The sequence below is a fragment of the Pseudomonas sp. SL4(2022) genome, from assembly GCF_026625725.1.
GTDB lineage: Bacteria > Pseudomonadota > Gammaproteobacteria > Pseudomonadales > Pseudomonadaceae > Aquipseudomonas.
The window spans coordinates 1,475,875-1,489,984 of the sequence record NZ_CP113060.1; the positions used below are offsets into that span (position 1 = coordinate 1,475,875).

Genomic DNA, 14,110 nt, shown 5'->3' on the forward strand with positions numbered 1-14,110 from the left:
GCGCGCATTCTAGGGGCTGTTGCCCGTGGATCACAACCGCACCAACGTCTGTTTTAGGGCAACACGGCTCGCCAGATGTTGTTTGTTCACCCTCACATAAAAACAAAGGGCGCCCGAAGGCGCCCTTGTACACAACTTTGAAACTCAGCGCTTGGTGAATTCAGGATAGGCTTCCATACCGCACTCGGCGATATCCACACCTTCGTACTCTTCCTCTTCGCTGACACGCAGGCCGATCACCAGCTTGATGATGGACCAGACGATCAGGCTGGCCACAAAGACCCAAGCGAAGATCGCACCGATACCCAACAGCTGGGCGCCGAGGCTGGCGTCGCTATTGGTCAGGCAGACCGCCAGCAGGCCCCAGATGCCGCCGGTACCGTGTACCGAAATAGCCCCGACCGGGTCATCAATCTTCAGCTTGTCCAGACTGAGAATGGAGAACACCACCAGCACACCACCGACGCCACCGACCAGCGCCGCCTGCAAAGCACTCGGTGTCAGCGGTTCGGCAGTAATAGACACCAAGCCAGCCAAGGCACCGTTGAGCGCCATGGTCAGGTCGGCCTTACCGAACAGGATGCGCGCCACCAGCAAGGCGGCGATCAGTCCGCCCGCCGCCGCCAGGTTGGTGTTGACGAACACATTGGCCACGGCGTTGGCGTCTTCTATGCTGCTCAGCTTGAGCTGCGAGCCACCGTTGAAGCCAAACCAGCCGAACCAGAGGATCAAAGTGCCCAGCGTCGCCAGCGGCAGGTTGGCCCCCGGGAAGGCGTTGATCTGCCCCTTGGGCCCGTACTTGCCCTTACGCGCGCCGAGTAGGATGACCCCGGCCAACGCCGCCGTGGCACCGGCCAGATGAACGATGCCGGAACCGGCGAAGTCCTTGAAGCCGGCAGCCTTGAGGAAGCCACCGCCCCAGGTCCAATAGCCTTCTACCGGGTAGATCACGCCGCACATGACCACGGCGAAGGCGAGAAAGGCCCACAATTTCATGCGCTCGGCCACTGCGCCAGAGACGATCGACATGCAGGTCGCGGCAAACACCACCTGAAAGAAGAAGTCCGCACGTTTGGAATAGTAAGGCGCGCCATCACCACCGACAACGACCACTTCCGGCACATGTTCCTCACCAATCAGAAAGCCCAGATTAGGCAGCACACCGCCGGCATCGCCGCCGTACATCAGCGCGTAGCCGAACAGCAGGTACATGACGCACGCCAGGGCGTAGAGGACGATGTTCTTGGTCAGAATTTCGGTGGTGTTCTTGGCCCGTACCAAGCCGGATTCGAGCATGGCAAACCCCGCCGCCATCCACATCACCAGGGCACCACAGACCAGCAGATAGAAGGTGTCGAGCGCGTATTGCAAGGGAATCAGTGCGGTATTTTCCATAAGTACTCCGTTGTACCGTAGGACCTGCGCCACCGTTGGCGCGGACAAAGAAAATCATCGGTAGTCATTTTTAACGGCGCGTAGCGACGGCCCGCAGGGTGGCTGCCATGGATGGCTGGCCATAAAAAACGCCCGGCAGGCCGGGCGTTTTGCACAGCAGTTAGACTTACAGGTTGTAGCCGCGCTCGTTGTGCTCGGAGAGGTCAAGACCAACCGATTCAGCTTCTTCACTGACCCGCAGGCCCATCACCAGATCCAGCACCTTGAGGATGACGAAGGTGACGATGCCGGTGTAAACCACGGTGACCAGCACACCCACGATCTGGATCCAGACCTGGCCGCCGATGTCTTCCACCGAACCGAAGCCGCCCAGGGCCGGTGCAGCGAACACGCCGGTGAGGATGGCACCAACGATGCCGCCGATACCGTGCACGCCAAAGGCGTCCAGGGAGTCGTCGTAGCCCAGCTTGCGCTTGAGGCTGGTGGCGCAGAAGAAGCAGATCACGCCAGACGCCAGACCGATCACCAGTGCGCCCATCGGGCCGGCGGTACCGGCGGCCGGGGTGATGGCGACGAGGCCCGCAACCACGCCGGAAGCGATGCCCAGAGCACTCGGCTTACCGTGGGTGACCCACTCGGCGAACATCCAGCCCAGGGCAGCGGCAGCGGCAGCAATCTGAGTCACCAGCATGGCCATACCCGCGGTGCCGTTGGCAGCGATAGCCGAGCCGGCGTTGAAGCCGAACCAGCCGATCCACAGCATAGCCGCACCGATCAGGGTGTAACCCAGGTTGTGTGGTGCCATCGGGGTGGTCGGATAACCCTTGCGCTTGCCTAGCACCAAACAGGCCACCAGACCGGCGATACCGGCATTGATGTGCACCACGGTGCCACCGGCGAAGTCCAGTACGCCTTCATCCCAGAGGAAAGCGCCGTCGCCGGACCAGACCATGTGGCACATCGGGGCGTAAACCAGAGTGAACCAGACGGCCATGAAGACCAGCATCGCAGAGAACTTCATGCGCTCGGCGAAGGCACCGACGATCAAGGCCGGGGTGATGATGGCGAAGGTCATCTGGAAGACGATGAACACACTTTCCGGGAAGGCGCCGATCAGGCTATCCGGCGTCAGGCCACTGAGGAAGGCCTTGTTTAGACCACCAATAAAGGAGTTGAGGTTGGTAACACCTTTCTCCATGCCAGTGGTGTCGAATGCCAGGCTATAGCCGTAGATGACCCACAGCACGCTGATCAGGCCGGTGATGGCGAAACACTGCATCATCACCGAGAGGATGTTCTTGGAACGAACCATGCCACCGTAGAACAGTGCCAGGCCTGGGATGGTCATGAACAGCACCAGAACGGTGGCGGTCAGCATCCAGGCGGTGTCGCCTGAGTTGAGGACAACCTCGTCAGCCATGGCCAAGCCAGGGGTTACGAGGGACAAAAGGGCTCCTAGCCCTGCGATCTTACGCAGAGTCATATTGTTTTCTCCTGGGGCGTGTGGGGGTTTGGAGGCTTAAACTGCGTCGGTGCCGGTTTCGCCGGTACGGATGCGGATCGCCTGTTCCAGATTGACGACGAAAATCTTGCCGTCACCGATCTTGCCGGTGTTGGCCGCCTTGGTAATCGCCTCGATGACCCGATCCAGCTGGTCGTCGGCAATCGCCACGTCGATCTTCACCTTCGGCAAAAAATCGACCACATATTCAGCGCCGCGGTACAACTCGGTATGGCCCTTCTGGCGACCGAAGCCTTTGACTTCAGTGACCGTGATACCCTGCACGCCGATCTCGGACAGCGACTCGCGGACGTCGTCCAACTTGAACGGCTTGATGATGGCAGTGACTAGCTTCATTAACTCTTCTCCCGTATTGATGGACTTGCCCCAGGAAAACAAACCCGGCCCAAGTCTATGCGCAGTGTCTGGCTTTTGAAATGCTACGACCGCGCTAGCTCGGCTACTCCGATATAAACCAACCACACCAGACGAAACGCTCCCCCGCTTCGCCTGACGCACCGGAACTGCATCGGTGCATGCGTCACGAGAGACTTAGCAGAAAGCTTGCCAGATTAACGAAAAGCGATTTATTTCATGCAGTTACCCAGCAAAAGCGGGTATCTGGCAGAAATCGGCTGGCAAATCGCGCACAACAACAGTGCACATATCGGATGCGGGGCGCGCAAAAAGCGTGCAAGCACGGCTTCAGCCTGCGGCCGTCGCACCCGCCAAGCCCACTCATGGCGCGTGCTACACTGCCGCCACCTGCCAACGGAACCTCACCATGCTGCCACCCAAAGCCCTACTGGACGCCCTGACCACCCACGCCTCGCGCTTGTTCAATGGCGATGTGCCGCTGCCGCGCAATGAGTTTGAAGCGCAATTCAAGGTGTTGCTGCAAAGCGCTTTCAGCAAACTCGATTTGGTCAGCCGTGATGAGTTTGACAGTCAGATGGTGGTGCTCGCCCGAACCCGCGCCCGCCTGGAAGCCCTCGAAGCCAAGGTCGCCGAGATGGAAGCACGCAGCGCAGACACCCCAGCCACCCGCGAGTAACACCCGCAGCGGATGCATCAGCCGATCAAGGAGTGATCGATGTCTCTGGCCATAGTCCACAGCCGCGCCCAGGTGGGTGTTGAAGCCCCTGCCGTCACCGTCGAAGCCCATCTGGCCAACGGCCTGCCCTCGCTGGCCCTGGTCGGTTTGCCGGAAACCGCCGTCAAGGAAAGCAAGGACCGCGTACGCAGCGCCATCCTCAATTGCGCTTTCGAGTTCCCGCCCAGGCGCATCACATTGAATCTGGCACCTGCCGACCTGCCCAAGGACGGCGGGCGCTTCGACTTGGCGATTGCCCTCGGCATTCTCGCCGCCAGCGGCCAGGTTCCGGCCAGCGCGCTGGAGCACCTCGAATGCCTGGGGGAACTGGCGTTGTCCGGGGCGATTCGTCCAGTGCAGGGCGTCTTACCCGCCGCACTGGCAGCCCGCGCTGCCGGACGCACCTTAGTAGTGCCCAAAGCCAATGCCGAGGAAGCCAGCCTGGCGTCCGGTCTGACGGTCATTGCCGTCGAGCACCTGCTGGAGGTAGCCGCCCACCTGAATAACCAGACACCGATTGCGCCATATCAAGCCCAGGGCTTGCTGCGCCAGATCCTGCCCTACCCCGATCTGGCCGAAGTGCAGGGACAGATCACCGCCAAACGCGCGCTGCTGGTAGCGGCGGCCGGTTCGCATAACCTGCTGTTTACCGGGCCGCCCGGCACCGGCAAAACCCTGCTGGCCAGCCGCCTACCAGGGCTACTGCCTCCGCTGGACGAGCAGGAAGCACTGGAAGTGGCAGCGATTCATTCCGTGGCCAGCCACATTCCACTGAGTGCTTGGCCACAGAGACCCTTTAGAACGCCTCATCACAGTGCATCGGGCCCGGCGCTGGTCGGCGGAGGCAGTCGCCCGCAACCGGGCGAAATCACCCTGGCCCATCACGGCGTGCTTTTTTTGGACGAGCTTCCTGAATTCGACAGAAAAGTTCTGGAGGTTTTACGTGAACCCCTGGAAAGCGGGCAGATCGTGATTGCCCGCGCCCGCGACAAGGTGCGTTTCCCCGCGCGCTTTCAGCTGGTGGCGGCAATGAATCCATGCCCCTGCGGGCATCTCGGCGACCCGTCCGGGCGCTGCCGCTGTTCCACTGAACAGATCCAGCGCTACCGCGGCAAACTCTCCGGCCCGCTGCTCGACCGTATCGACCTGCACCTCAACGTGCCACGGGAAACCACCCGGCTGGATGCCAACGCCGAGTCCGGCCCAAGCAGCGCCGAACTGGCCGCCCAGGTCGTACAGGCTCGCCAACAGCAACTGGCTCGCCAGGGCTGCGCCAATGCCCACCTGGATCTTAATGGCGTACAGCAACATTGCAGCCTGCAGGGCGAAGACCGCCAATGGTTGGAAAACGCCTGCGAGCGTCTGGGCCTGAGCCTGCGTGCGGCCCATCGGGTGTTGAAGGTGGCGCGCACCCTGGCCGATCTGGACAGTGCCGCGTCTATCCATCGCAGCCATCTGGGTGAAGCCTTGCAGTACCGCCCCAGCATCAGCGGTGCCTGAACCGTGCCCATAAAGAAGCCCCGCATGCGGGGCTTCTTTTATATGGAGCTAGAGCCCTTACTGTTCGCGTCGAGCGGCCTGCTCACGACAAGCATCACCGAACGCCTTGAAGATCTTCACCGAATGTGGATTCTGTGCTGCCTGCCACTCCGGATGCCACTGCACCGCCAGGGTGAATTGCTCGGCGCCTGGCAGGTGAATCGCCTCAACCAGACCATCCTCGGCGTGGGCCAGAGCCTCGATGCCATCGCCCAACTGATCCAGTGCCTGTCCGTGCAGCGAGTTGACCGGGAACTCGGCCTCGCCCATCAGTTCGGCAAACCAGCTACCCGGCACCGGACGCACGCTGTGGCTGTCGGCGTACTGCACATCCACCGGCGCGCTGGTGTCTTCGCGATGGTCATTCATGCCGGGCACTTCATAGACCTTCTGGTGGATATTACCGCCCAGGGCGACGTTGATTTCCTGCATCCCACGGCAAATCGCAAACAGCGGCAGGCCACGGGCCAGCGCAGCGCGAATCAGTGGAATATCGAACAGATCACGATCCTTATCCTGGCCCTTAGTCGGGGTCTGGTTTTTCTGTCCGTAAAGGGCCGGGTCGATGTTGCTGCCGGCACCGGTCAGGTACACACCATCGGCCATCGACAGGTATTGCTCAATATCGTCAGGCCCGCAGCAGCTGGGCACCAACACCGGTACGCAGCCAGACAGCTCGACCAGCGGGGTTATGTATTTGTGAGTCATGACTTGATAGGCATGCCCTTTGCGCTCTTGCGCGCCCATGGACATCAGGACAACCGGTTTACGCGCGCCTGGGCGCTGTTTCGTATTGTTGTTGGACATACATCACCTTGGGGCAGGCATGGCCTGCCGTTGCTGTGCAGGAAGGTTGACGGCCGTCATACGCTCCCTGTTATACCGCTGGTTCGCCCGCCATGCTGCCTGCACAGGTGTGCTCATAGGACCTGGGTGGCGTTCGAAACCCTGTGGCCAGTCTGCCAAAGCCGTAAAATATGTCAAACAATTCAGCAGCAATTGTTAAAGAATCAGACCGCTAGCATGACCTTTCCAGACTGATGAATAGATATAACATGTTGTTATTGAATAATTTTTATCGAAACAACCGTGAGAGATAGTCCAATATTTTTTACGCAACCTGTCCATGATCCCTAACGGCTATAACCCATCACCCGCTCAACCTGTGGCAGCTGCATCGCGGCCACATCCGCCACCAGATAATCGCGCAAACGGCGAAAGCGCTCCTGACCTCGGCGCGCTTTGGGCCATACCAGGTAGTAGCTGCAGCCACTGGGCACCGCGCTGGGCCAGGGTAGGCCCAACCGGCCCTGGGCGACGTCCTCGGCGACCATCACCAGATCACCAATGGACACGCCGTAGCCACGCGCCGCCGCCACCATGCCCAGCTCCAGGGTATCGAACACCTGGCCGCCTTTGAGCGGCACCTGATCCGCCAGGCCCATGGCCTGCAGCCACTGACGCCAGTCACGGCGGTCAGGGGTGGGGTGCAGCAGTTCGGCGTCTTGCAGACGTGGCAGATCCCAAGGCTGTTCGCTCAAGGCCTCAGGCGCGCAGACCGGAATCAACCATTCGGCAAACAGCTCGGTGCTCTCCCATTCCTCCGAGAAGTCACCCTGACTCAGCAGGACGGCGCAGTCGAAGGGTTCATGCAGAAAGTCCACCTTGTCGACATCCATCCAGGCGCTGGTCAGTTGCACCTCGCTGGCACTGCTCAGGCGATAGCGCGACAAGCGCGCCAGCAACCAACGCATGGTCAGCGTGGACGGGGCTTTCAGGCGCAGCACCGCGTCGTCGACGCGCAGGGTGTTGCAGGCGCGCTCCAAGGCCTCGAAACCATCGCGCAGCCCCGGCAGCAGCATGCGCGCCGTCTCGGTGAGTTGCAGGCTGCGGCCGCGACGCTCGAACAGGCGGCAAGCGAAGTGTTCCTCCAGGGTGCGCACATGCCGGCTGACCGCGCTCTGAGTGATCGCCAGCTCTTCGGCGGCGCGGGTAAAGGAACTGTGCCGCGCCGCCGCCTCGAAGGCGCGCAGGGCATAGAGCGGCGGCAGGCGCTGGCTCACGACCGCAATCCATGAGTAATAGTCATGCCTGTCATCGTTATTATCCTTTTGTGCTGCCACGACTGGCTCTTGAGAATAGGCGCATTCTCTGCCTGCGCGGATCACCCGGGCAAGCCTTCTGACTGAGTAGAACTCATCATGCTGCATCCGCTTCGTGACGAACTGCGCGCCATCCTGAAACTCGCCGGGCCGCTGATTGCGGCGCAACTGGCGCATGTGCTGATGGTGTTTACCGACACCGTGATGATGGGCCTGCTCGGCCCCGCGACCTTGGCTGCCGGTGGGCTGGGGGCGGCCAGTTATTCCTTTGTCTCAATCTTCTGCGTGGGAGTGATTGCCTCGGTCGGCAATCTGGTGGCCATCCGTCACGGCGCGCAGGACGCGGCCGGCGTCACCCGGCTGACGCAAAACGGTCTGTGGCTCGGCTGGGGTCTGGCGTTGCTGGCTGGCCTGGCGCTGTGGAACCTGGGCCCAGCGTTGCTGTACTTCGGCCAGAAGCCGGAGAACGTCAGCGGCGGCATGCAGTTTCTCTCCACCCTGGTGTTTGCCCTGCCTGGCTATATGAGTTTTATGGCGTTGCGCGGCTTTACCAGCGCCATCGGCCGCCCCGGCCCGGTGATGGCCATCAGCATTGGCGGCGCGCTGGCCAACTTCATCCTCAACTATGCGCTGATCAAGGGCTGGTTCGGCCTGCCGCCGCTGGGTCTGGCTGGAATCGGCCTGGTCACCGCCGTGGTGATGAATGTGATGGCGCTGCTGCTGGCCTGGCATGTGCTGCACCACAGCGCCTACCGCCCTTATCCGCTGTGGCGCGGGCTGCTGCGGCCGGCCTGGACCGAGCTGAAAGAGCTGCTGCGCCTGGGCCTGCCGATTGGCGGCACCTATGCAGTGGAATCCGGCCTGTTTGCCTTTGCCGCGCTGTGCATGGGCGCACTGGGCAGCACCCAACTGGCGGCGCACCAGATCGCAATCATGTCAGTGTACGTGGCTTTTATGGTGCCGGTGGGGATTTCCTACGCGGTGACCTTCCGTATTGGTCAGCACTTTGGTGCCGGCCGCTTGCTGCAGGCACGTCAGGCCGGGCGCCTGGGCCTGGGCCTCGGCGCGCTGTGCATGCTGGGGTTCGCCGGTTTGTTCTGGCTGGCGCCGCACTGGGTGGTCGGACTGTTCCTCGACCACAGCGACAGCGCCTATGCCGAGGTGGTGGGCGTGGCCGTAGCATTGCTGGCGATTGCCGCCTGGTTTGAGTTCTTCGATGGCATTCAGACCATCGCCATGGGTGCAATTCGCGGCCTCAAGGACGCCAAGACCACTTTCTGGGTCGGTCTCGGCTGTTACTGGGCCGTCGGCGCGCCGCTGGCCTGGACGCTGGCCTTCCCGCTGGGCTGGGGCGCAGAAGGCGTATGGTGGGGGCTGGCTGGTGGCCTGGCCTGCGCCGCGATCGGCCTGACCCTGGGCTTTGAATGGAAAACCGCGCGCCTGCTGCAACCGACGGCCACCGCCTTCACGCCACAGCCTAAGCGTCTGGCTTCTTGAAGCGATAGAACAGATTGGGCTCGCTGACCAGATAGAGCACGCCCTGGTTATCCATGGCGATGCCCTCGCCCTGGGGCACGCTGCGGGTCAGGCCATTGCGCCCACCGAGCAGCGACAGGCTGCTGATCGGCTTGCCCTCGACATTCAGCTCCAGCACCAGGCGCGACTCATCGGACAACGCCAGCAGATGGCCGCTGCGCTCATCAAACTGCAGGCTGGACAGATCGCGTACAAACAACCCGGCATCGCGCTGCTGATCATCCACCACGTGTACCGCGAAAGGGCGCTGCGGATCACGCTGAGGGAAGCCGTGAATCTCATAGATGCGCATCGGGTCGCGCTCCTTGGCGACAAACAGGCGCTGACCGGCCGAATCGTAAGCCAGCCCCTCAAAACCCTTGTTGCCATTCAAGCCGATACCCAGCGAGAACTGCTGTGCCTGATCGGCATGCAACTCGGTGGTTGTGTCATCGACACGCACCTTGATCAGACGCTGCTGGCGCTCATCGCTGATCACATACAGGCCCTGGCTGATGTACTCGACCGCCTCGGCATCGCCAAAACCATGCAGGTCGATCCGCCGCAGAATCTCGCCCGCCAGTGACAATTCAATCAGCTGCGCCTTCTGGTTGGTTACGGTAAACAGGCTATTGCGGTCAGGGTCGAAGGTCAGCGCCGACACATCATCATCCAGCCCGGCAATCGGCTGAGCCTCGATTTCAACCTGATAGTCGGATAGCCGTATGGCCAGCACGGGCGAGGGGCTGTGCTGGCGCCATTGCTGCACGTTGAACCAGGCACGTTCAAACAGCCGGTACTCCTGGGCAAGCAGCCCAAGCAGCAACACGACCAACACCGGGATGAACCACAACACGTGCTTGAGGGACAGGTGAATACGCATACCCGCTTGCTCTCGATACCAGAAAACACCACAACGCCAGCCAACAGACACGCTGCTGGCTGGCGCGCCAAGCCCCCCATTAGAGGCGGCTCAACACGTCGGCGTCAGTTGACCAGTTCGAGGAACTCCACGTCGATCTCACGACTCATCAGGTCACGATCGACCTCGCCGGTGATTTTCACCGTAGCGGTTTCAGACACGGCCTGAGCGGGCCAGTGCTCATCATCGATTTCAACATTGATGGTGCCGCTGGCGTCCTTGAACTCATACAGCTCATCCTGCAGGCGCTTGACGATCTGCCCTTGCAGCACCACCGGGGTGTCATCGGCGGCATCCAGCGCTGCCGCCACGGTGCTGACCTGGGCAGTAACGCCTGGGCCGGTGTAACCGGTGGCCATTGCAGCAGTAGAGAACAGTGGAGCCAGCAGCAGAGCCAAAGTGAAACGCTTCATGGGGTAACCCTCTAATCAGTTGGTGATGGCGCCAGAGTAGAGGGCGTAGCTGAAGCCAGGCTTAATCGACGCTTAAACCAAGCTTAATCCGCCAGGGTGGGCGAGGCCGCAGCCGGCTCCTTGTGCAGCACGTAAAGCAGGTTCGGCTCACTGACGATGTAGATATTGCCCTGCGCATCCATGGTCACCCCCTCAGCCTGTTCGATACCGCCACGCAGGCCATTCATACCACGCGCCAAGCTGATAAAGCTGACCGGTTCGCCGTACTCATCCACCTCCAGCAGCAGCCGCGACTCGTCAGACAACACCAGAGAGTGGCCGGTACGGGCATCGTAGGTCAGCGAGGAAATATCACGCAGAAACAAGTGCCCACCGCCCATGGGCTGCATAACACCGGTGGCACCGTCTTCACCGGGGAAAGGCAGGCTGAACAGACCCAGCGGCCCACGCTCCTTGCCCAGCAGCACCCGGTTGTTGCGCGAGTCCCAGGCAATCCCTTCAAAGCCCTTGTTGCCCGCCTCGGCAAACCCCAGATCCAACGAGGGCAGCTCGGCAAACTCCAGGCTACGGGTCAGCGCTTCCAACTTGAACGTGGTCAGCGTACGCATGCGCTCATCGATGATCGCCAGGCGACCATCAGCAAGCATTTCCACGCCTTCGGGATTGGCAAAACCATGCAGGTCAATGCGCCGCAGCACCTGACCATCGAGGGTCAACTCGATCAATTGCGGGGATTTGCCTGTGACAATGAACAAGGTATTGCTGTCGGCACTGTAGGTCAGGCCGGAAACCTCCTCCTGCTCAAGCCCCTGCAGCGGCTTGCCCTGCAGCACAGCCTGATAGCCTGGCAGCCAGATATGTTGCTGCTGCTCGGCTGCCCCCACCTGCAGTTCCTGAAACCAGAAATACAGACGGTCATCCCAATGGCGGTAATTGGCCACCAACGCCGCACTCAGCCCCAACAGCAAAAACGCAATGAGCCAACGCAGACGCACCAGCCGGACAATCCAGTTTGACATCGCACACAACTCAGCAGAACGATGGCTATCAGACTAGAGAGCTACCCTTAAGTTTCTGTTACGCCACCTGACCCACAGGCACCTCCAGGCGCCTGCTTGTAACGGTCATATGACTTAAAGCGCGCGACTGCTGAAGCGGCTGTGGCCAACCAGCTCCAGCGCCAGCTCATCACCCTTGTGCAGCGGGCCGACACCCACTGGCGTACCGGTGAGGATCACATCACCCGGCTGCAGGCTGAAATGCCCAGCGATGTGCTGGATCATCGGCAGAATCGGGTTAAGCATGTCACGGCTGTTGCCGTCCTGACGCACTTCACCGTTGATCGCCAGGCGAATGCCGATATCGGTAAGGTCTTCAACGGCATCACCGGGCACGAACGGCGCCAGCACGCAGGCACCGTCGAAGGATTTGGCGGTTTCCCAGGGATAGCCCTTGGCCTTGAGCGTGGCCTGCAGGTCGCGCAGCGTCAGGTCCAACGCCGGGGCGAAGCCGGAGATGGCATCGCGCACCTCCTCGGCATTCGGCGTGCGCGACAGCGGCTTGCCGATCAGCACCGCGATTTCCGCCTCGTAATGCACATCACCCTTACCCTCAACCAGGGTGAAGCCATCATCCAGCGGCACCACGCAACTGCCCGCTTTGATAAACAGCAACGGCTCGGTAGGAACCGGGTTGTTCAGTTCCTTGGCATGCTCGGCGTAGTTACGGCCGATGCACACCACCTTGCCCATGGGAAAGTGGATATGGGTGCCATCGACATACTGATGCTGGTAGCTCATAAGCAACTCCTGATGGGAATGCATGACGCCGCTCGTTGTGCGAGCGGCAGGCGCAGAGCGGTAGCCCCGCCCTACGCTCTGAATCGTTGATCGCCCATGGTGGAAGAACCTTCACGGGCTGTCGTAGCGACTAAAGACTTAATCAGCTTGCTGAAAGCGTTGCGAGCGAAGGCCAGGCAAGGCGGCGGAGTCTGGAAAAAGCGGAGTTGGCTAGTGCCCCAATGAGCATTTTTCCTGACTTCGCCAACGCAGCATGGCGCGCGTAGCCCGCAGCAGCTTTCAAAGCGGAAAGATCTTACCCGGGTTCATGATGCCGTTGGGGTCAAACACTGCCTTGATCGCCTTCATATAGCCAATCTCGGCTTCCGAGCGGCTGTAGGTCAGGTAATCGCGCTTGGTCATGCCCACACCGTGTTCGGCGCTGATCGAGCCGTTGTACTTCTGCACGGTCTCGAACACCCACTTGTTGACGGTAGCGCACTTGGCGAAGAATTCGTCCTTGGACAGGTTCTCCGGCTTGAGGATATTCAGGTGCAGGTTGCCGTCACCGATATGGCCGAACCAGACGATTTCGAAGTCCGGGTAGTGTTCGCCGACGATGCGGTCGATGTCGTGCAAGAAGGCCGGCACCTTGGAGACGGTGACCGAAATGTCGTTCTTGTACGGCGTCCAGTGGCTGATGGTTTCCGAGATGTACTCGCGCAGCTTCCACAGGTTCTGCAATTGCTGCTCGCTCTGGCTCATCACGCCGTCCAGCACCCAGCCCTGCTCCACACAATGCTCGAAGGTGGCCAGGGCGGCGTCGGCGACTTCCTCGGTGGTGGCTTCAAATTCCAGCAGAGCATAAAACGGGCAATCGGTTTCAAACGCCGGTGGTACATCGCCACGGGCCATGATCTTGGCCAGGGCCTTGTCCGAGAAGAACTCGAAGGCGGTCAGGTCCAGCTTGTTCTGGAAGGCATGCAGCACCGGCATGATCGAGTCGAAGTCCGGGGTGCCGAGCACCATGGCGGTGAGGTTCTTCGGCGCACGGTCCAGCCGCATGGTCGCTTCCACAACAAAGCCCAGCGTGCCTTCGGCACCGATAAACAGCTGGCGCATGTCGTAGCCGGTGGCGTTCTTGATCAGGTCTTTGTTCAGCTCCAGCAACTCGCCGGTGCCGGTAACGACCTTGAGGCCAGCCACCCAGTTGCGGGTCATACCGTAGCGAATCACTTTGATGCCACCGGCATTGGTGCCGATGTTGCCGCCAATCTGGCTGGAACCCGCCGAGGCGAAATCCACGGGGTAATACAACCCTTTGTCCTCGGCGAACATCTGCAACTGCTTGGTCACCACGCCGGGCTGACACACCGCCGTGCGGTCGAATTCGTTGAAGTCGAGAATCTGGTTCATGTAATCGAAGGCCACGACCACTTCACCGTTGGCAGCGACCGCGCCTGCCGAAAGCCCTGTACGACCGCCCGACGGCACCAGCGCGACCTTATGCTGATTGGCCCAACGCACGATGGCCTGCACCTGCTCGATGCTCTTGGGGAAGGCAATCGCCAGCGGCGCGGGGGCGAAATGCTTGGTCCAGTCCTTGCCGTAAGTGTTGAGGGAATCGGCATCGGTCAGCACCTTGCCAGGCTCAACCAGGGTCTTCAGCTCTTCGATCAGCGCAGGGTTGGTCATCAACGGAACTCTCAAACGATTCATGGTCACCCTGAGCACGCTTCATCTGCCAGGGTAGGTGTTTCGCGGGGCTCGTATGCTAGCATACGCACCCCGTAAATCGTGCCCCCGCGCCGATCTGCGGGCTGCGGCCGGCGGCGCTCGGCCTCCTCCCTGA

The 14,110-nt window shown here is 61.0% G+C and carries 13 protein-coding genes; 3 read left to right on the plus strand and 10 right to left on the minus strand.

Annotated features, from left to right (window positions below; translation table 11 throughout):
- Positions 1–144: 144 nt before the first annotated feature.
- The 3 genes from OU997_RS07135 to glnK form a co-directional block, all read right to left on the minus strand.
- Positions 145–1,395, minus strand: a complete 1,251-nt coding sequence (locus OU997_RS07135) for an ammonium transporter (protein WP_267809508.1) — start codon at positions 1,393–1,395, stop codon at positions 145–147.
- Positions 1,396–1,561: 166 nt separating this feature from the next.
- Positions 1,562–2,878: an ammonium transporter gene (locus OU997_RS07140; RefSeq protein ID WP_108486772.1), complete on the minus strand. Its 1,317-nt coding sequence runs from the start codon at positions 2,876–2,878 to the stop codon at positions 1,562–1,564.
- Positions 2,879–2,914: 36 nt separating this feature from the next.
- A complete protein-coding gene (glnK, locus tag OU997_RS07145) occupies positions 2,915–3,253 on the minus strand; it encodes a P-II family nitrogen regulator (protein ID WP_021700071.1) in 339 nt (112 codons plus the stop codon).
- Between the two features lie 427 nt (positions 3,254–3,680).
- Between glnK and OU997_RS07150 the strand changes: the two genes are divergently transcribed.
- Together OU997_RS07150 and OU997_RS07155 are read left to right on the plus strand one after the other, a co-directional pair.
- Positions 3,681–3,950 (plus strand): accessory factor UbiK family protein, encoded by a 270-nt coding sequence (locus OU997_RS07150; protein WP_108486773.1) that lies wholly within the window; start codon positions 3,681–3,683, stop codon positions 3,948–3,950.
- Positions 3,951–3,989: 39 nt separating this feature from the next.
- On the plus strand, positions 3,990–5,489 hold the full coding sequence (locus OU997_RS07155) for a YifB family Mg chelatase-like AAA ATPase (RefSeq protein ID WP_267809509.1): 1,500 nt from the start codon (positions 3,990–3,992) through the stop codon (positions 5,487–5,489).
- A 57-nt stretch (positions 5,490–5,546) separates the two neighbouring features.
- Here OU997_RS07155 and OU997_RS07160 read toward each other — a convergent pair whose 3' ends face one another.
- Together OU997_RS07160 and OU997_RS07165 are read right to left on the minus strand one after the other, a co-directional pair.
- Positions 5,547–6,335, minus strand: a complete 789-nt coding sequence (locus tag OU997_RS07160) for a gamma-glutamyl-gamma-aminobutyrate hydrolase family protein (RefSeq protein WP_267809510.1) — start codon at positions 6,333–6,335, stop codon at positions 5,547–5,549.
- 326 nt (positions 6,336–6,661) lie between these two features.
- The gene (locus OU997_RS07165) at positions 6,662–7,591 is read right to left on the minus strand and encodes a LysR substrate-binding domain-containing protein (protein ID WP_267809511.1); all 930 of its coding nucleotides are present in this window, start codon (positions 7,589–7,591) and stop codon (positions 6,662–6,664) included.
- Positions 7,592–7,729: 138 nt separating this feature from the next.
- Between OU997_RS07165 and OU997_RS07170 the strand changes: the two genes are divergently transcribed.
- On the plus strand, positions 7,730–9,127 hold the full coding sequence (locus OU997_RS07170) for a NorM family multidrug efflux MATE transporter (protein WP_267809512.1): 1,398 nt from the start codon (positions 7,730–7,732) through the stop codon (positions 9,125–9,127).
- Here OU997_RS07170 and OU997_RS07175 read toward each other — a convergent pair.
- The 5 genes from OU997_RS07175 to OU997_RS07195 all read right to left on the minus strand — a co-directional run bounded on the left by OU997_RS07175 (position 9,108) and on the right by OU997_RS07195 (position 13,953).
- Complete coding sequence (locus OU997_RS07175; RefSeq protein WP_108486778.1) at positions 9,108–10,028, minus strand: SdiA-regulated domain-containing protein; 921 nt, start codon at positions 10,026–10,028, stop codon at positions 9,108–9,110. The genes OU997_RS07170 and OU997_RS07175 overlap by 20 nt on opposite strands.
- Before the next feature lie 104 nt (positions 10,029–10,132).
- Positions 10,133–10,480: a NirD/YgiW/YdeI family stress tolerance protein gene (locus OU997_RS07180; RefSeq protein ID WP_108486779.1), complete on the minus strand. Its 348-nt coding sequence runs from the start codon at positions 10,478–10,480 to the stop codon at positions 10,133–10,135.
- Positions 10,481–10,563: 83 nt separating this feature from the next.
- Positions 10,564–11,499: an SdiA-regulated domain-containing protein gene (locus OU997_RS07185; RefSeq protein ID WP_267809513.1), complete on the minus strand. Its 936-nt coding sequence runs from the start codon at positions 11,497–11,499 to the stop codon at positions 10,564–10,566.
- A 114-nt stretch (positions 11,500–11,613) separates the two neighbouring features.
- Positions 11,614–12,279, minus strand: a complete 666-nt coding sequence (locus tag OU997_RS07190; RefSeq protein WP_108486781.1) for a fumarylacetoacetate hydrolase family protein — start codon at positions 12,277–12,279, stop codon at positions 11,614–11,616.
- A gap of 279 nt (positions 12,280–12,558) precedes the next feature.
- The gene (locus OU997_RS07195) at positions 12,559–13,953 is read right to left on the minus strand and encodes an FAD-binding oxidoreductase (protein WP_108486782.1); all 1,395 of its coding nucleotides are present in this window, start codon (positions 13,951–13,953) and stop codon (positions 12,559–12,561) included.
- Between the last annotated feature and the right edge of the window lie 157 nt (positions 13,954–14,110).